This is a genomic window from Pseudomonas sp. BT76 TE3572, assembly GCF_050435365.1.
Taxonomy (GTDB): domain Bacteria; phylum Pseudomonadota; class Gammaproteobacteria; order Pseudomonadales; family Pseudomonadaceae; genus Aquipseudomonas; species Aquipseudomonas fluorescens_W.
In genome coordinates, this window is the sequence record NZ_JBNDKE010000001.1 from 5,552,414 (window position 1) to 5,569,514 (window position 17,101).

At 59.6% G+C, this 17,101-nt stretch carries 15 protein-coding genes, 1 tRNA gene and 2 pseudogenes; 9 read left to right on the plus strand and 9 right to left on the minus strand.

The genetic code is table 11. The annotated features are described in order from the left end of the window. Window positions 1–140: 140 nt before the first annotated feature. Window positions 141–1,484, plus strand: a complete 1,344-nt coding sequence (locus tag ABH912_RS25280) for an MFS transporter (protein WP_429511902.1) — start codon at window positions 141–143, stop codon at window positions 1,482–1,484. 90 nt (window positions 1,485–1,574) lie between these two features. On the opposite strand, the gene ABH912_RS25285 is transcribed toward ABH912_RS25280, so the two are convergent. After that, window positions 1,575–1,970, minus strand: coding sequence for a DUF6124 family protein (locus tag ABH912_RS25285; RefSeq protein WP_033061222.1), 396 nt, complete (start codon window positions 1,968–1,970; stop codon window positions 1,575–1,577). A 635-nt stretch (window positions 1,971–2,605) separates the two neighbouring features. On the opposite strand from ABH912_RS25285, the pseudogene ABH912_RS25290 reads away from it, so the two are divergent. The 3 genes and pseudogenes from ABH912_RS25290 to ABH912_RS25300 form a co-directional block, all read left to right on the plus strand. Next, a pseudogene (locus tag ABH912_RS25290) lies at window positions 2,606–3,244 on the plus strand (PAS domain-containing protein); the annotation flags it as partial. Between the two features lie 150 nt (window positions 3,245–3,394). Beyond that, a pseudogene (locus ABH912_RS25295) lies at window positions 3,395–3,832 on the plus strand (methyl-accepting chemotaxis protein); the annotation flags it as partial. A 57-nt stretch (window positions 3,833–3,889) separates the two neighbouring features. Then, the gene (locus tag ABH912_RS25300; protein ID WP_429511903.1) at window positions 3,890–4,489 is read left to right on the plus strand and encodes a flavin reductase family protein; all 600 of its coding nucleotides are present in this window, start codon (window positions 3,890–3,892) and stop codon (window positions 4,487–4,489) included. Between the two features lie 12 nt (window positions 4,490–4,501). Here ABH912_RS25300 and ABH912_RS25305 read toward each other — a convergent pair whose 3' ends face one another. Together ABH912_RS25305 and ABH912_RS25310 are read right to left on the minus strand one after the other, a co-directional pair. After that, a complete protein-coding gene (locus ABH912_RS25305) occupies window positions 4,502–4,870 on the minus strand; it encodes a cupin domain-containing protein (RefSeq protein ID WP_033061227.1) in 369 nt (122 codons plus the stop codon). Window positions 4,871–4,946: 76 nt separating this feature from the next. Beyond that, window positions 4,947–5,756, minus strand: a complete 810-nt coding sequence (locus ABH912_RS25310; protein ID WP_033061229.1) for an AraC family transcriptional regulator — start codon at window positions 5,754–5,756, stop codon at window positions 4,947–4,949. 150 nt (window positions 5,757–5,906) lie between these two features. On the opposite strand from ABH912_RS25310, the gene ABH912_RS25315 reads away from it, so the two are divergent. From ABH912_RS25315 to ABH912_RS25325, 3 genes are read left to right on the plus strand one after another with little or no spacing between them, the layout of a single operon-like run. After that, complete coding sequence (locus ABH912_RS25315; protein WP_429511904.1) at window positions 5,907–6,548, plus strand: LysE family translocator; 642 nt, start codon at window positions 5,907–5,909, stop codon at window positions 6,546–6,548. Between the two features lie 10 nt (window positions 6,549–6,558). After that, window positions 6,559–7,641 carry a D-alanine--D-alanine ligase gene (gene ddlA / locus ABH912_RS25320; RefSeq protein ID WP_429511905.1) on the plus strand — a complete coding sequence of 361 codons (1,083 nt, stop codon included), beginning with the start codon at window positions 6,559–6,561 and terminating at the stop codon, window positions 7,639–7,641. Between the two features lie 36 nt (window positions 7,642–7,677). Further along, window positions 7,678–8,106 carry a TOBE domain-containing protein gene (locus ABH912_RS25325; protein ID WP_033061233.1) on the plus strand — a complete coding sequence of 143 codons (429 nt, stop codon included), beginning with the start codon at window positions 7,678–7,680 and terminating at the stop codon, window positions 8,104–8,106. 24 nt (window positions 8,107–8,130) lie between these two features. Here ABH912_RS25325 and ABH912_RS25330 read toward each other — a convergent pair whose 3' ends face one another. The 3 genes from ABH912_RS25330 to ggt all read right to left on the minus strand — a co-directional run bounded on the left by ABH912_RS25330 (window position 8,131) and on the right by ggt (window position 10,917). Then, window positions 8,131–8,502 carry a helix-turn-helix domain-containing protein gene (locus ABH912_RS25330; protein ID WP_033061235.1) on the minus strand — a complete coding sequence of 124 codons (372 nt, stop codon included), beginning with the start codon at window positions 8,500–8,502 and terminating at the stop codon, window positions 8,131–8,133. A 3-nt stretch (window positions 8,503–8,505) separates the two neighbouring features. Further along, on the minus strand, window positions 8,506–8,808 hold the full coding sequence (locus ABH912_RS25335) for a type II toxin-antitoxin system HigB family toxin (RefSeq protein WP_033061237.1): 303 nt from the start codon (window positions 8,806–8,808) through the stop codon (window positions 8,506–8,508). Window positions 8,809–9,084: 276 nt separating this feature from the next. Then, window positions 9,085–10,917 (minus strand): gamma-glutamyltransferase, encoded by a 1,833-nt coding sequence (gene ggt / locus ABH912_RS25340; RefSeq protein ID WP_429511906.1) that lies wholly within the window; start codon window positions 10,915–10,917, stop codon window positions 9,085–9,087. A 165-nt stretch (window positions 10,918–11,082) separates the two neighbouring features. Here ggt and ABH912_RS25345 point away from each other — a divergent pair, with 165 nt between their 5' ends. Further along, on the plus strand, window positions 11,083–12,192 hold the full coding sequence (locus ABH912_RS25345) for a DUF2817 domain-containing protein (protein ID WP_429511907.1): 1,110 nt from the start codon (window positions 11,083–11,085) through the stop codon (window positions 12,190–12,192). Here the strand turns inward: ABH912_RS25345 and ABH912_RS25350 are convergent. The 3 genes from ABH912_RS25350 to ABH912_RS25360 form a co-directional block, all read right to left on the minus strand. Next, entirely contained in the window at window positions 12,096–13,004 is a 909-nt protein-coding gene (locus ABH912_RS25350) for a hypothetical protein (protein WP_429511908.1), read from the minus strand. The two genes, ABH912_RS25345 and ABH912_RS25350, sit on opposite strands and share 97 nt — an antisense overlap. A gap of 144 nt (window positions 13,005–13,148) precedes the next feature. Beyond that, window positions 13,149–13,225 (minus strand) — tRNA-Met (locus ABH912_RS25355). Between the two features lie 116 nt (window positions 13,226–13,341). Further along, entirely contained in the window at window positions 13,342–15,399 is a 2,058-nt protein-coding gene (locus ABH912_RS25360) for a methyl-accepting chemotaxis protein (RefSeq protein WP_033061241.1), read from the minus strand. A gap of 329 nt (window positions 15,400–15,728) precedes the next feature. On the opposite strand from ABH912_RS25360, the gene ABH912_RS25365 reads away from it, so the two are divergent. Continuing rightward, window positions 15,729–16,946 carry an MFS transporter gene (locus ABH912_RS25365; RefSeq protein ID WP_123365631.1) on the plus strand — a complete coding sequence of 406 codons (1,218 nt, stop codon included), beginning with the start codon at window positions 15,729–15,731 and terminating at the stop codon, window positions 16,944–16,946. The last annotated feature ends 155 nt before the right edge of the window (window positions 16,947–17,101 follow it).

Sequence of the window (17,101 nt, forward strand, 5' to 3'; positions counted from 1 at the left end):
AGGTGGCAACAGTAAAACAATCGGTTCTATTTTGTGACGAAGTTTTACGCGTCTAGGACTTTGGTCTAACGGGTTGTCCGTTGGCGCGTTTGCGTAGACCATGGGCGCCTTGGTTTTTTGCCTATGCCAGAGTGCTTTTCATGACTGCCAACACCCACTCGCGCCCGGTGCCGTTCACTCGCTCGGATTACAAGACCCTCGGCCTTGCGGCCCTTGGCGGCGCGCTGGAAATCTACGATTTCATCATTTTCGTATTTTTCGCCCTGACCCTCAGCCAGCTGTTTTTCCCGCCGGAAATGCCTGAGTGGTTGCGACTGCTGCAAAGCTTCGGGATCTTCGCTACCGGTTATTTGGCGCGGCCGTTGGGCGGGATTCTGATGGCGCATTTCGCCGACCGATTGGGCCGCAAGAAGGTCTTCAGCCTGAGCATCCTGATGATGGCGCTGCCGTGCCTGTTGATCGGCATCATGCCGACCTACGCCCAAATCGGTTATTTCGCACCGCTGTTGCTGTTGGCCCTGCGAATCCTCCAGGGCGCGGCGGTGGGCGGCGAAGTGCCGAGCGCCTGGGTATTCGTCGCCGAGCATGCGCCCGTCGGGCATCGCGGTTATGCCCTCGGTTTCCTGCAGGCCGGGCTGACGTTTGGTTACCTGATCGGCGCACTGACGGCGACGTTTCTGGCTCAGGCGTTCACCCCGGCAGAAATCCTTGATTACGCCTGGCGTTACCCGTTCCTGCTGGGCGGCGTGTTTGGCGTAATCGGCGTCTGGCTACGCCGCTGGCTCAGCGAAACCCCGGTGTTCATGGCCATGCAGGCCCAACGTGATGCGGCCGTCGAATTGCCGCTGCGCACGGTTTTGCGTGAACACCGTCTGGCCATGTTGCCGGCGATGATCCTCACCTGCGTACTCACCTCGGCGGTGGTGGTGTTTGTGGTGATCACCCCGACCATGATGCAGAAAACCTTCGGTATGACCGCTAGTCACACCTTCGCCCTGAGTGCCTTGGGCATTGTTTTTCTGAATATCGGCTGCGTACTCGCCGGGCTGCTGGTCGACCGCATTGGCGCCTGGCGCACGGTGATGCTCTATAGCCTGCTCCTGCCATTGGGCATCGGCGTGCTCTATACCTGCCTGATCATCGGTGGCAGCTGGATCGGCCTGGCGTACGCGGTGGCCGGCCTTGGTTGTGGGGTGGTCGGCGCGGTGCCGTCGGTGATGGTCAGCCTGTTTCCGGCGCGGATTCGTGTCTCGGGGATTTCCTTCACCTACAACATTGCCTACGCCGTCTGGGCGAGTCTCACACCGTTGTTGCTGATCGGTCTGATGCCGTGGAGCCCATGGATCTGCGTGATGTTCTGCGCGGTGATGGGGGCTGTGGGTGTTAGCTGTGCCGCGTATTTTGGAGCGCGGATGCCTAATGTCGGGAGTCGCAGCGTGGCTTCAAGCCAGGGCAAATCGTTGAAAGACTGCGTTAATCCGTAACAGGCCTCCATATCCCGCGTAGCGGGGAGCGGAAAAAAGAATGGGCACGCCAACCAGGTTGGGTGCCCATTTTTTTATGGGGGTGGCGGATTAGATGACGCGGCTTTGTTGCTTGGCGAAAATCGCCGCTATCTCGGGTTCATCCAGATGATCCAGCATTCGCTCCACCAACAAATGCACCCCGTCAGCCATGCGGCTGAGCGCCAGGGCTACGGATCGGCGTGAGCCGTCTACATCGTCGGCGAGGTTGGCGGCGATGGCGCTGATGGACAGCAAATCTTCCGAGGCATTGGCGAGAAGGGTTTCAGGGTTGATACCCGGGCAGACGCTGAAGAGCTGGCCGTTGCGTTTCGGTGGTTTGGGGTCGGCTGGCGGAAAGTGATGGTCGAGGGCGCGCTCGGCGGCTTCGTTGAGTTTGTTTGAGTCAGGGCTTTCGTAGGGAGAGACCGGATTGGTGTCGGGTGGGTTGGGTGTGACCTTGAACATGATCTTCAATTCCTTGAATGATGCTGACAACACTTCGCCGACTAAACGAAGGGGTGGCAGCTGTACGCAGGTTAGTCGGACCGGGGAATTGAAGAAGCCGGCGCACCCGAAGGTGCCCTACGCACAGCCACCATCAAATGCAGGTAGGAAATACCTGTCTGACAGAAGCTTGTGCCACTTCAATTACCAGCGAGCGACTAAACCCGATCACTGATGGGCAGTGACAGGAACCAAGTTACCGACCGCCCCCAAGGCGCACAAGCCGGCGGATTCTGGCGTAGCCGTAGGCAACGACGCAAGGTGTTGTAGCTTGCAGGAAGTAACTTTGAGCCGTTTTCAACACGTGCTGTCGAGCGGTGTTTAATTTCCGGAAATGTTGGGAAGAAACGATGTTTCGACAACCATTCGGCTTCTGGCGACAAGACGCGTATCAAGATGCCTAACTATTTTTGTAGGACAACCCTGAAACACTCTTCAGAAATTATCCCCAAAGCCGATGGTTAGGCTACATGCCGCTTTCTATCACTGTCCATCGGTGCATCCCCATGTTCAACAAACGCTTGAAGCAAGAGCTGTCGGCTCTTCGCGAAGAACTCTCCAGCCTCCAGCAAGTGAAGGAGCGTCTGGAAAGCGAGATGCTGGTCCTGACCCTCGAAGCCGATGGGCGCATTCAGTCGGTCAACCAGATCTTCCTCGGCGAGATGCACTACAAAAGCAACGACCTGATGGGGCGACACATCGAAGACATCGTCCCGGCTCATGTGAAGTCGGACCAATTTCACCAGCGCTTCAAGGTCGCGTTGACCCGTGGCGAGCACTTTGCCGGCACGGTGCGTTTGTTGCGCGGCAATGGCCAGGAAGCCTGGCTGCGCTCGATTGTGCAGCCGGTTCGGTCCGCGGACGGCCGGATCAAATACTTCTCGATTTACTCCAGTGACCTGACCCGCACCATCGAGGCGTCTCGTGAACATGAGAACCTGATCGGCGCGCTCGTACGCTCCACGGCTGTGATCGAGTTCGACCTCAATGGCAATGTGCTGACTGCCAACGAGCGGTTCCTCAGTGGCATGGGTTACAGCCTGGCGCAGATCAAGGGCAAACATCACCGCACCTTTTGCGAGCCGGAGGAATACAACAGCACCCAGTACCAGGACTTCTGGCGCCGTTTGAATGCAGGCGAGTTCGTCGCCGGCCGTTTCAAACGCATCGACAGCCACGGCCGCATGGTCTGGCTGGAAGCGTCCTACAACCCGGTGGTCGATGCCAACAACAAGCTCTACAAAGTGGTGAAGTTCGCCACGGTGATCACCGATCAAGTCAATCAGGAGCAAGCCGTCGCCGAAGCGGCCAACATTGCCTATAGCACCTCGCAGCAAACCGACAGCAGCGCTCAGCGCGGTAACGCGGTGGTGACTCAGGCGGTCAACGTGATGCGTGACCTTGCCAAGCACATGCAGACCGCCAGCGAAGGCATCGAAGCGCTGAACGAGCAGTCGCTGGTGATCGGCACCATCGTTAAAACCATCAGCGGGATTGCCGAACAGACCAACCTGCTGGCGCTCAACGCAGCCATCGAGGCGGCTCGTGCCGGGGAGCAGGGGCGTGGTTTCGCGGTGGTGGCGGATGAGGTCCGGCAATTGGCGTCGCGTACCAGCCAGGCAACCGATGAGATTGTCGGCGTAGTGCGTCAGAACCAGGACATGGCGCGCAATGCCGTGGCCCTGATGACCGAGGGCAAATTCCAGGCTGAACAGGGGCTGGCGCTGGCGGCAGAGGCGGGGACGGTGATTGTCGAGATTCAGGACGGCGCACAGAAAGTGGTGAACGCGGTCGGGCAGTTTGCCAATCAGTTGACGACTTGATGCCTGCCATCCCGGTGGAAATCGCTACAATCGGCGTTTTCCCCAGGAGCAGCCAACATGAGCGTTTCTCACCGCCGTCCGGTTCCCTTGGCCAAGGCTTATCGTCTGCTCAATCACGGCCCGACCGTGTTGGTCAGCGCGGCCCATGACGGTCAGCGCAACATCATGGCGGCGGCCTGGGCGATGCCGCTGGATTTCGAGCCGCCGAAAATTGCCGTGGTGCTGGACAAGTCCACCTGGACACGGCAATTGCTGGAGGCTTCGGGCACGTTTGTGCTGAATGTTCCCTGCGCCGCCCAGGCCGATATCGTCCAGACCGTGGGTTCGACGTCCGGCCTGGAATTGACCCGGGACCAAGGCCGGGACAAGTTCCAGGTCTATGGCTTGCCGACCTTCAACGCTGAACTGATCGATGCGCCGATGCTCGAAGGCTGCGTCGCCTGGCTGGAGTGCCGACTGCTGCCGGAACCCGGCAATCACCAGCAGTACGATCTGTTCCTGGCCGAAGTGATTGCCGCTCAGTCAGACGAGCGGGTGTTCAGTGACGGTCGCTGGCACTTCGAAGGGCAAGACGCGTTGCGCACCTTGCACCATGTGGCTGGCGGGCATTTCCTGAAAATCGGCGATCCAGTGGACGGCAAGACCTTGCAGCCGTAAGCCGCCAGCCGTTCACACCCAGACGTCATTCTGCGCCGTGCGCTCGCCACCTTCGTTACCCGTGTTCAACACACCCTTGGGTTCGATCAGCAGGAGTTTCACCTCCTGCTCGGCGAACGGTTTGTGCTCGACACCTTTTGACACCACATACATTTCGCCGGCGTTCACCAGCACGTGGCCATCGCGAAAGTCGATGCGCAGTTGCCCTTCGAGGACGATGAACGTTTCGTCGGTATCAGGATGATCGTGCCAAATGAAATCCCCCAGCAGCTTCACCACCTTGAACTGGTAGTCGTTCATTTCAGCGATGACCCGAGGCGTCCAGTACGGGTCGATCCTGGCGATTTTTTCAGCGAAGTTCAGGCTTTCGTAAGCTTTCATGAAGCAGCTCTCGTGGTTGATCGTGCCTCCACGATAGCGGGCGCATCGGCGTGCTTCTTGAACGATTGTGCGTGGCTCAGCGGCGGTGCATTTTCATCCAGCGCGCTGGCGACAAGCCGTAGGTTTTACTGAACTGGCGGGTCATGTGGCTCTGATCGGTGAAGCCGGCGATCAGCGCAGCGCTGACCAATGACTGGCCCTGAATCAGCAGCGAGCGGACCAGGTCGAGGCGGCGCATGGTCAGGTATCGATAAGGGCTGGTGCCGAACAACAGGCGAAAATCCCGCGACAGACTCCAGCGGTCGCGACCGCTGTGTTGCGCCAGTTCTTCCAGCGTCACGGTACGATCCAGTGCGCTGTGGATGAATTCCCGCGCGCGTTCGGCGGCCACGTAGTCGAAGCTCTGGCGGGTGGCAGGCACGCCGGAAACGTTGTTCAAGGCTTGCGCCAGATCGAACAGTGCGTCCTGCTCTTCAAGAGGCTCGAGGGGGCAATCGAGGCTTCGCAGCAGCACGGCGGTGGCGGCGAACAAACGAGGGTCGTTCGACAGGCCGGTCTTTATAAACGGCAACGGCTGGCCGCCGAGCATCTGCTGGATCAGTGCCGGTTCGATGTACATCATTCGGTACTGGAAACCGGTCTCGGTGCCGGCTTCGCCATCGTGAACTTCGTCCGGGTGCAGCACCATGGTCCCGCCCGGCAGACTGTGGCGCCAGCCACCGCGGTACTGAAAACTCTGCACCCCGGCCAGGGTATGGCCGATGGCGTAGGTGTCGTGGCGGTGAAGGTCGTAGCCGTGGCCTGCAAAAAACGCCTCGAAACGCTGAAGCCCGCCGACGTCGGGCGCGCGGTGGAACCAGTCGATGGGGGGCGTGTGCTTGGCCATGGTGTGTTGCCTTGAACTCGATGCTGAACACGTTACCCCACTGACCAACCGCCTGTCTGCTGCCGTTCGAATCACCCGGCTGGTAGAAAATCCCGGACTAATGTTGCAAGGTGTTGCATATTTTTTAAGCCAAGAAGGCGCCCCCACATCATGGAAATATCCCACCTGAGCTATGCCACTCCGTTGTTGTCGTTAGCGCTGTTGTGGACGGTTGCGGTGGTGACGCCGGGGCCGAACTTCTTCAACACCGCACAACTGGCTGCCAGTTGCTCCAGGCGCCACGGTGTCGTCGCCGCACTCGGCGTGGCCACGGGTACGGTGCTTTGGGGGTTGGCGGGTGGCTTGGGTATCAAGTCGCTGTTCAGCGCTGCGCCGACGCTCTATTTGAGTTTCAAGATTGCCGGCGGTTGTTACTTGATCTATCTGGGGTTGAAGCAGTTCAAGCGCAAACCACCGAGTGTGCCGGGCGATAGCGGCTCGCTGAATGGGGCCGGTCGCACGCTGCTATCGGCTTATGGCCGGGGCTTTGTGGGCAACATGACCAATCCCAAGGCCGCGCTATTTGTCGCGACGATTTTCGCCACGGCCATGCCGGCTTCACCGCCACCGATGTTGCTGGCGCTGGCCGTGCTGACCATGGCGACCTTGTCATTCAGTTGGTATTGCAGCGTGGCACTGCTGTTTGCCAGCCGGCGGGTCGCGGGTGCTTATGATCGTTCGCGTAAATGGCTGGATCGCTTCGCCGGCAGTTGCTACCTGCTGTTCGGCGCACATCTGGTGGCCAATCGTTGAGGAGTTCTGAATGAGCAAACTGCGGATAGGCATTATTTTTGGCGGTCGTTCGGCTGAACATGAAGTGTCGTTGCAATCGGCGAAAAACATCGTCGATGCGCTGGATCGTTCGCGCTTTGAACCGGTGCTGATCGGCATCGATAAACAAGGCCACTGGCATCTGAACGACCCTTCGAACTTCCTGCTCAACCAGGAAAACCCGGCACTGATTGCCCTAAACCAGTCCAACCGTGAACTGGCCGTCGTGCCGGGCAAGGTCAGTCAGCAATTGGTGGAAACCTCCAGTCAGGAAATGCTGGGGCACGTCGATGTGATCTTCCCGATCGTCCACGGCACCCTGGGTGAGGACGGTTGCCTGCAAGGCTTGCTGCGCATGGCTGATCTGCCGTTTGTCGGTTCCGACGTGCTCGGTTCGGCCGTCTGCATGGACAAGGACATCAGCAAGCGGTTGCTTCGGGACGCCGGGTTGGCGGTCACGCCGTTCGTCACCCTGACCCGCGCCACCGGGTTCGCCGAAGTGCAAGGCAAACTCGGTCTGCCACTGTTCGTCAAACCGGCTAACCAGGGATCTTCCGTGGGCGTCAGCAAGGTAAATGACGAAGCCGAGTACGCGGCGGCGGTGGAGCTGGCCTTGGGTTTCGATGAAAAAGTCCTGGTCGAGTCCGCCGTCAGCGGCCGCGAGATTGAATGCGCGGTGCTCGGCAACGAAGATGCCATCGCCAGCGGTTGCGGCGAGATCGTGGTGCACAGCGGGTTCTATTCCTACGACAGCAAATACATCGACGCACAGGCAGCGGAAGTTGTGGTCCCGGCTAACATCAGCCTCGAGGCCAGTGAACGCATCCGTGCCTTGGCCGTCGAGGCGTTTCAGGTGTTGGGCTGTTCCGGGCTGGCGCGGGTCGACGTGTTCCTGACCGAAAGTGGCGAAGTGCTGATCAATGAGATCAACTCGTTGCCCGGTTTTACCCGCATCAGCATGTACCCCAAGTTATGGCAGGCCACCGGTATGACCTACAGCGAGCTGGTCAGCCGTTTGATCGAGCTGGCGCAGGAGAAGCATCAGGCGCGACAGGCGCTGAAGATCTCTCGCTAGGTTCAATACAACAATAATTATTCGAGGAGGCACGTCATGAAAGTCAGCGCACGTAACGTCTTCAAAGGCACCATCAGTCAATTACAGCCCGGTGCGGTCAACGCCGAAGTCTCACTGAAACTGTCGGGCGGCAATGAGCTGGTGGCCGTGGTGACCATGGAAAGTGTGAAGAACCTCGGCCTGGCGGTCGGCAAGGAAGCGGTCGCGCTGGTGAAAGCACCGTGGGTCATGTTGATGACCGAATCCAGCGACATTCGCCTGTCGGCACGCAATTGCCTGGAAGGCAAAGTCACCAGTGTCATCGACGGTGCGGTGAACTCCGAAGTGGTCATCCAGCTCGACGGCGGCACCGAGGTCTATTCGATCGTGACACGCCAGGCTGTGGCAGAACTGGGCCTGGCGCCGGGCGTGAGTGCGACGGCGGTGATCAAGGCATCGCATATCATTTTGGGTGTGCCGGCCTGATTTCAGGAGTCTACTGACACCTGATCAAGCCTGCTTAATCGGCTTGATCAGGCTTTGCGCGGGTATACCGAACAAATCGTGAAGTTTCCAGATCATCGGAAGCGTCAACGCACGTTTGCCATTGAGCACCTCATACACTCGGTTTGTGCGCCCAATCGCGGGTGCGAGGTCAGCAGCAGACAGCCCGGACTGCTCCATACGAAACTTGATTGCATCGATCGGATTGGGTAGGTCCACGGGAAACTGCTTCGATTCATAGGCTTCGATCAGCGTGATCATAATGTCGAAGTAATCACCCTCAGGAGTGCCAGGCTCTGGTTCGTTGTCGAACAACGCTGACACGTTTTTGAGGGCTGCGCGGTAGTCCTCGTCGGTGTGAATGGGGCGAATGTTCATGGGTTACTCCATCTCGACGGTATTAGCGTCGATCGCGTCGTACTGCTTGTGAGTGCCGACAAATTTTATGTATACGGCGCCGAAGCGATAGGCCACAGCGACTACCAGCCGAAAGTCATTGCCCTTGATGTTGAACACGACCCTACGGCTTTTGAGAATACTGGCGGTAGCAAAGTGCGCCTTTATGTCCGTTGGTGCTTTCCACTCAGCATTCTTTGCCTCATCAATCCAGGCCAGAAAGGATTGCTCCGAATCCGGGTGTTTCTCCCAAAATCTTTTCAGCTGACTGATAGCGATGATTCTCATGGAGTGATCCTAGTCCCGTGGTGGGACTGATGCAAGTCTGTGGAGGCGCATCCGATGTGCGGAGGGGCAAGTTCGACTTCTGTAATCAAGCACTGCCGACAGCTGATTTGATGAGCTGGGGCTGACGCGGAATTGGGAAAAACTGATCTTCAAACTTTATCCAAGAAGCAGTCATTTGCGGGTAGGAAAAGGCTGCGTGAAGCGAGCGATCAGGATTAGTCAGGCATAAAAAAGGGCCTACCTCCCGGTAAACCCTTGCTCATTCCCACGTACGACTCAATCCCCCAACGCTGCCCCCTCACGCCGCGGATCGGCCCCGCCCGCCAACGACGTTTTCCCCTGTGCATCCTTGACCCGGACAATTGCCTGAGTCCCGCTGGTCATATCGATCTCGTTCACGCTGTGCCCTTTGTCCTTCAGCGCCTGAATCAGTCCCGAGCTGAACTGCCCCTGTTCCAGTTCGGTCGGGCCGTTGCGGCTGCCGAAGTTGGGCAGGCTGATGGCGGCTTGTGGGTCGAGGTTCCAGTCGAGCAGGCCGATGGTGGATTTGGCGACGTACTCGATGATTTGCGAGCCGCCGGGGGAACCGATGGTGGCGAGGAATTCGCCGCTCTGGCGGTCGAAGATCAGGGTCGGTGCCATGGACGAGCGTGGGCGTTTGCCGGGTTCGACGCGGTTGGCAACCTTCTGGCCGTTTTCTTCCGGGATGAACGAGAAGTCGGTCATCTGGTTGTTCAGCAGGAAACCCTGAACCATCAGGTGCGAGCCAAACGCGGACTCCACGGTGGTGGTCATCGACACGGCGCCGCCTTCGTCATCCACCGCCACCACTTGCGAGGTGGAGATGCGCAGCGGCGAGCGGTCCGGTGCGTAGGCGACCTGGATGCCTGGCGGGGTGCCGGGTTTGGCCGTGCCCATGCTGCGATCGCCGATCAGCGCCGCGCGGTCGGCCAGATAAGCAGGGTCCACCAGACCTTTGACGGGGACGGGCACGAAATCTGCGTCGGCCACATACAGCGCGCGGTCGGCGTAGGCCAGGCGCTCGGCCTCGGAGATCAGGTGCACGGCTTCAGGCGCTGGTTCGATGCCCGCAGGTTTGTTTGTCTTGACCGGTTTGAGCGGCGCCAGGGCAAAGCGTGGGTCGCGGGTTTCCAGGGCCTGCAAGGTGCCGAGAATCTGCGCCACGGCGATCCCGCCTGATGACGGTGGCGGCATGCCGCAGACCTGCCAGCGTTTGTAGTCGGTGCACAGCGGCGCGCGCTCCTTGGCGCTGTAGCCTTTGAGATCGTTCAGCGACAGGCTGCCGGGGTTGGCGTGGCCCTGAACCTTGGCGACGATCTCCTGCGCAACAGGGCCTTTGTACAACGCATCCGGTCCTTCCTTGGCGATGCGTTTGAACACCGCGGCCAGTGCCGGGTTTTTCAGTTGAGTGCCTGCGGCTTTCGGGCTGCCATTGGCATTCAGGAAGTAGGCCGCCATGTCCGGCGAGCGTCGAATGGACGAGTCCGAGGCGATCAATTGGTGAAGGCGTGGCGAGATGGCGAAGCCTTGCTCCGCGAGTTTGATCGCCGGTTCGAACAGTCGCGCCCACGGCAGACGACCGTGTTTCTGATGGGCCAATTCAAGCGCTCGTAACACGCCCGGTGTCCCCACCGAACGACCGCCAATCTGCGCCTGGGTGAACGGCATCGGTTTGCCGTCGGCTTGCAGGAAAAGCTTCTCGGTGGCGCCAGCTGGAGCGGTTTCGCGACCGTCATAAGTGCGTACCGCCTTACCATCCCAGAGCACGATCAACGCACCACCACCAATGCCCGAGGATTGCGGCTCGACCAGGGTCAGTACGGCCTGCATCGCAATCGCGGCATCGATTGCCGAACCGCCCTGGCGCAACATCTCCCGCCCGGCCTCGGACGCCAGCGGATTGGCCGCGGCCGCCATGTGTTTTGAGGCGTATTGGGTCTGCAGGTCGGCGCGATAACCGGACGCGACTTCTGGCGCGACAGGCAGCGTGGAAGTGGTCGGGGCGCTACAGGCTGCGAGGGTTAAAGCAGCGGCGATCAGCGAAAGGGCTGACAGGCGATAGCGGCTCAAGTGGAAGGCTGAGAACACGTGGGGGGCACTCCGTCCGTGGGAAAGATCAGGGGACTTTATCGGCCGAAACGAAGTGACGCAAACCAAGGCCTACAGCAAAGATGCTTTTGCCCTTCATGACTCCACGGATTTTCTGTAGGGTCGAGGGCAACAGACTGGCCAGAAGATCAACAAGAGGCAGACATGCAGACCGAGTTCCCCACCCAGCCAAGTTACCGCACCCAGCGTGATCAATTCCTGGCCGCCGCGACCGCGGCCGGTGCGACGTTGACCGAGTACCCGCATCCACTCAAAGGGCCGTTCGGTGAGTCGTTGAGCACCGATGTGGCCGTGCTGGGTGATCCGGGCGCCAAGCGCTTGCTGATTGCGCTCAGCGGCACCCATGGGGTCGAAGGCTTCTATGGTTCGGGATGTCAGATCAAGTGGTTGCAGGAGTTGGGCAAGCGTACGCTGCCGGCCGATGTCGCGGTGGTGATGATCCACCTGATCAATCCCTGGGGCACTGCGTGGCTGCGTCGGGTCAATGAAGACAACATCGACCTGAACCGCAATCACCTGAACTTCGACCACGCATTGCCAGATAATCAGGCCTACACAGCGCTGCATGAAATCTATGCCTGCACGCAGTTGCACGGCCCGGAGCGTGATCGCGCCGACGCCTTGCTCGACGAACAGATCAGCGAACACGGTTGGCCAGCGGTGATGTCGATTGTCGAGGGCGGCCAGCACCGGCATCCCGATGGTTTGTTTTATGGCGGACTGGCACCGAGCTGGTCGAACCGCACGTTGCATCAGATCCTTCAAAAGCATGTTTCGCATGCAGAAGTGGCCATGTGTTTCGACTTGCACACCGGCGCCGGGGAGTATGGCCATCCGATGTTGCTGACCATTACCGAAGCGGCGTATCCAGCGCTTGCGGATGCGCAGGCCATTTATGGTCCCTGGCTCTATACCTTGCACACGGGCGCCGACACGCTGAGCGAAACCGGCGTTGCAGCCACCGCCACCGGCTACACCTCACAAGCGTTGATCAACGCGCTGCCGCACGTGCGGTTGATGCCGTTTGTGATCGAGTGCGGGACGTATCCCGGCGCCGAGGTTCATCGTCACCTGCGCGATGATCACTGGCTGCATCTGTTTGGCAATCCGAGTGATGCCGTGGGGCGCGGGATCAAACTGAATCTGGTTGAGCAGTTCTATCCCGCCGACAGCGACTGGCAGGCGATGGTCTGGCTGCGCACCTGGCAGATTTGGGAGCGTGCGTTGTCAGCATTGCTGGCAATTCGTTCCTGACGTGATTGACGGGGACGTGGCCTCTCGTTGCCCGAACTCATGCGGTTCAAATCTTCCTGCAACCGCAGCATGCTTTCTTCGCCGACGCGGATGAAGCCGCTGCGGGGTTGATCCAGGTCGAGGATGAGGGTGAAGACCATGGCAATCAGGATCGCGAAGAGGGTCGTCGAACCGTGCCGTCGACGGTGGCCCAGGCCATAGCTGTAAGCGATGAAACCCAACGCACCGATGGCCACGACGAACAGCAGATTGATCACGGTTGCCGGGACATGATTGTCCAGGGCCGCGCGACGTTTTTCATTGACGTTGTAGACATCGGTCAACGACTGGATCACCAGGTTCATGGTTGTTGTCGTTTCGCTCTGGGCCTCGGCGGCGGCAGCCAGACTCCATAACTGGTCTTCAATCGTCCGGGACGATTCGCTGGCCGCCTTCAGCAGTTTCTCGTCCGTGCCGGCGCGCATGAATTCAATCCGCGCCGAGACATAATCCTTGAGCAGCGCCGACATCTTCCCGCGCAGATCGGACGGCAACAACTTCGTTCGAAGATAGGTTGCGCCGATCACCGTGACTTCCTCTTGAATCAGTGTCTTGCGCGCTTCGAAACGTGAGGTGGCCATGGCGAAGTTGAAACCCAGCAACAGCGCGAGCAGACCGAGGAGGGCGGTTTGCAAAACGGTGAGGTGGGATCGGGTCGAATCGTTGCTGTGGGCCCGGTGATGACGGCCGAGACGAAAAGCGAGCTCCAGCACCACGCAGAAGATGGCGACCACGATGAAAAACACAATGATTTCGTCCAGGCCCCAGTGCATAGGGTGGTCTCTCTGCGTTAAAGCGTTGGCATTAACTGTAGGAGAGAACCGCAAAGAGTGGGCAGTAACCTCCCTGTGGGCCGGGAGCACTTTTCTCGAGGCATAAAAAAACGGCCTACCTTTCGGTAAGCCGTTTTTAGTACTTGGTGGCTACACAGGGACTTGAACCCCGGACCCCAGCATTATGAATGCTATGCTCTAACCAACTGAGCTATGTAGCCAAGTGGCGCGCATTATTGGCTCGTAACAGAGATGTGTCAAGCGTAAATCTAAAATATTTCTCTACGCTTTCAACCGCTTATCCGCCTGACCCAAAAAAACGGGCCAGGGGAGGGTGTCAACTGAGCTGAAATCTCCCGGTATTGGCGCTCAAGGCCTTGCTGCCCTGGCTCAAGGTGTCCGCTGCCAGGTTCACCGCCCGCGCGCCTTCGAGCAAGCGTACCGCCGCCTGATCGACTTGCTGGATATTGCCGCTGACCTCGTCGGCGGTGGTTGCTTGCTCGTCGACCGCTGTGGCGATCTGCGCCAGGGTGTCGGTGACGCCCTGCACGGCACTGGCAATTTCCCCCAGGCGTTCGCCGAGGCCAGTGACGGCCAGGGCGTCGGACTGAGCCTGGCCGCAAGCGGCTTCCATCAGGCTCACCGCTTCGTTTACGGTGCTGCGCAGGCTGTCGACAGTGCCGGCAATCTGCGCGGTGGAGGACTGGGTGCGTTGCGACAGGCTGCGCACTTCATCGGCCACCACTGCAAAGCCACGACCTTGTTCACCCGCGCGCGCGGCCTCGATGGCGGCGTTAAGTGCCAATAGATTCGTCTGTTCGGCAACCCCGCGAATGGTGTCCACCACCAATTGAATCTGCTGCCCTTGCTCACTGACCCGGCCCAGTGCCGCAGCGGTGTCGTTCAAGCGCTGATTGAGTTGCTGAATGCTCGCCGTCGTACGCTGGCTGTCACGGCTGCTGTCGGCGGCGATGCGCTGGGTGTGCTGAGCGCTGCCAGAGGCCTGTTCGCAACTCTGGGCGACCCCTTGAGAGGTCGCGGCCAATTGCGTGGCTGCCGCGGCGATCTGGCTGATCTGCAACTGCTGGGCTTCGACTTCCCCAAGGGCGCCGCTGGAGTGATGGTTGAGGGTGCGCACCGCGTTGCTCAGCTGCAAGGTTTCATGATCGACCCCCAGCAGGCTGTTGCGCAGTTGCACCACCGCGACGTTGAGGGAGGTGCTGATGGCGGCCAGTTCGTCGCGGCCATGCACCGGTACTTGCAGACTCAGATTGCCGTCGCGCAAGGCTTCGGCCAGTAGGGTAATGCCGCTGGCGCTGCGATGGATCGAGGCCTGCAAGCAGATGAACAGGTACAGCGCGGCCAGCAGCAGGCAGCCAAAAATGGTCGCTACCAGGATGAACTGACGGATGGCAGAGCCGTGGTAATAGTCCAGACGCTGATCCAGCGACACCAACGACTGCTGACGCAGCGAAGAGAGGTCGGTGAGCAGGGCGTCGAGGCTGCGTTCGAACTCTTCCGGCTTGAGCTTGATGCTGCCGCCGAACACGCCGTCATCGAGGACTTTCAGCTCGGCGTCCAGGTGCTTGAGGCTGTCATGGTATTGCCCGGCCCAGGCTTGCAACGCGCTGGGCAGTCGCGCTTCCAGCAGGCTTGCGGTTTTGACCAGTTGCTCCCGGGCATCGCCGATGCGGCTGCGCAAGTCGCGCAATTGCAGACGGCTTTGCAGGGTGAACTGTCCGGATACCACTGATGCCTGGCCGACGCTGGCGAGACGGCCGACTCGTTCAATCAGGTCTGGTGCGTGCTGCGTGGAGATCTGGGTCAGCAGATAGGTTTCCAGCCACGGCGCCAGCGTCAGGCGATTGTCCATGGCGATCTGCTCGCGCAAGGCTTGCAGGGCACTCAAGGCATTGGTGAAACGATCGTAACCGTCCGGCCACCAACCGACGCTGCTCAGGCTTTTCGAGTCCAGGCCGTTGAGGGCGGTTTGCAGGGCTTGATAACGGGCCAGGGTTTCGCTCTCGGCGCCTTCGGTTTGCAGTGCGTTGCCGAGGTCCGAGGTGGCTTGGGCGACGGCTGGCTGAACCGTATCGAAAGCAGCCATCGCCGCGATCGTCGCGGGGGTCGGCTGACGATTGGTTTCCGTGGCGCGCCAGCGAGCCGCGCGGTCACGCTGGGCGGCGAGCAGGTTATCCAGAGCATCCAGGGCGAGCAGTTGCCGAACCCCGGCCCGTTCGCCGGAGATCAGGTTCAGTTTGTCGCGATAGTCCTGACCGATCATCCACAGACTGCCCGCTAGCGGCAGGATAAACAGCAGAAACAACAGCTGAAATTTGCGTGCGAAGCCAAAACGCCCCAGCAACCCGATCCCCGGTGATAAAAAAGCCTGCATGCCCCACTCCTCTGGACACCACGCGCCATTGGCGTGCGTCGCAACCGTTGCGGCCGCGACCTGTGCCCTTTTAAAAGGCCTCGAAAGTTCACCCTCGCCAGCTCTGTAGGCCGGCTCTGTAGCGAAACTTCCCATTCTCGGTCCCCTTTGTAAGGGGCCGCGTTGAAGCGGATTACCAAGGCAAGATTCAGACCATGGCGTTGCGCTATCACCTTTTCATCGATGAAAACCGAGGTCGTTAGCAGGCTAAGGGGATGGCGCTGCTGCACCGAAAAATGGCACATTGACGCACCTGCCCGTGTGCACCCATCTGTTGTACGGAAACTCTTATGGCTATCAGCAATGTCCAGACCGGCGCGCAGCCGGCATCCGCGACTTCACAAAGCAGCCCTTTGGTCATGCGCATCATCGGCGCCGTGGCGCTGGCGCATTTGATCAACGACTTGATCCAGTCGGTGCTGCCGTCGATCTATCCGATGCTTAAGGCCAACTATGGCCTGACCTTCACCCAGGTTGGCCTGATCACGTTGACGTTCCAGCTGACGGCTTCGCTGTTGCAGCCGTGGGTTGGTTACTACACCGATCGGCACCCCAAACCCTGGCTGCTACCCGCCGGGACGGTTTGCACATTGATCGGCATTTTGATGATGTCGGTGGTCGGCAGTTTTCCGATGATTTTGCTGGCGGCAGGGTTGATCGGTATCGGCTCCTCGACTTTTCACCCGGAAGCTTCTCGCGTGGCACGACTGGCCTCGGGCGGGCGATTCGGCCTGGCGCAATCGACCTTTCAGGTCGGCGGTAATGCCGGGTCGGCCTTCGGTCCGTTGCTGGCTGCGGCGATCATTATTCCTTTCGGCCAGGGCCATGTGGCCTGGTTCGGATTATTCGCGGTGTTTGCGCTGTTCGTTCTCTATCGGATCAGCCGCTGGTACGCCAACCACCTGAGTCTGTTCAAACTCAAGCAAGGCCAGGCGGCGACGCATGGCTTGTCAAAGAACCGCGTGATCAGTGCACTGGTGGTCCTCGGGCTGCTGGTGTTCTCCAAGTATTTCTACATGGCCAGCTTCACCAGTTACTTCACGTTCTATCTGATCGAGAAGTTCGACCTGTCGGTGGCGAGTTCACAGTTGCACCTGTTCCTGTTTCTCGGAGCGGTAGCGGCGGGGACCTTCTTCGGTGGGCCGATCGGCGACAAGATCGGGCGTAAGGCGGTGATCTGGTTCTCGATCCTTGGCGTCGCGCCGTTCACCCTGATCCTGCCTCACGTTGATCTGTTCTGGACCAGCATCCTCAGCGTCGTGATCGGCTTCATCCTGGCTTCGGCATTCTCGGCGATCGTGGTGTATGCGCAAGAATTGGTGCCGGGCAATGTCGGGATGATTGCCGGGGTGTTCTTCGGATTGATGTTCGGCTTTGGCGGGATTGGTGCGGCGTTGCTTGGGCATCTGGCGGATATACACGGCATCGAGTACGTGTACTTGCTGTGTTCGTTCCTGCCGTTGTTCGGTGTGCTGGCGATCTTCCTGCCAAGAACCAAAAAAGCCTGAGCCCACATCAATCCCCCTGTAGGAGTGAGCCTGCTCGCGATGGCGGTCTAACCTTCAGCGAAGGTGGTGACTGATACACCGCTATCGCGAGCAGGCTCACTCCTACAGTAGATTGTTGGTGTAGCGAGAGATTATTTCAGGCACAAAAAAGCCGC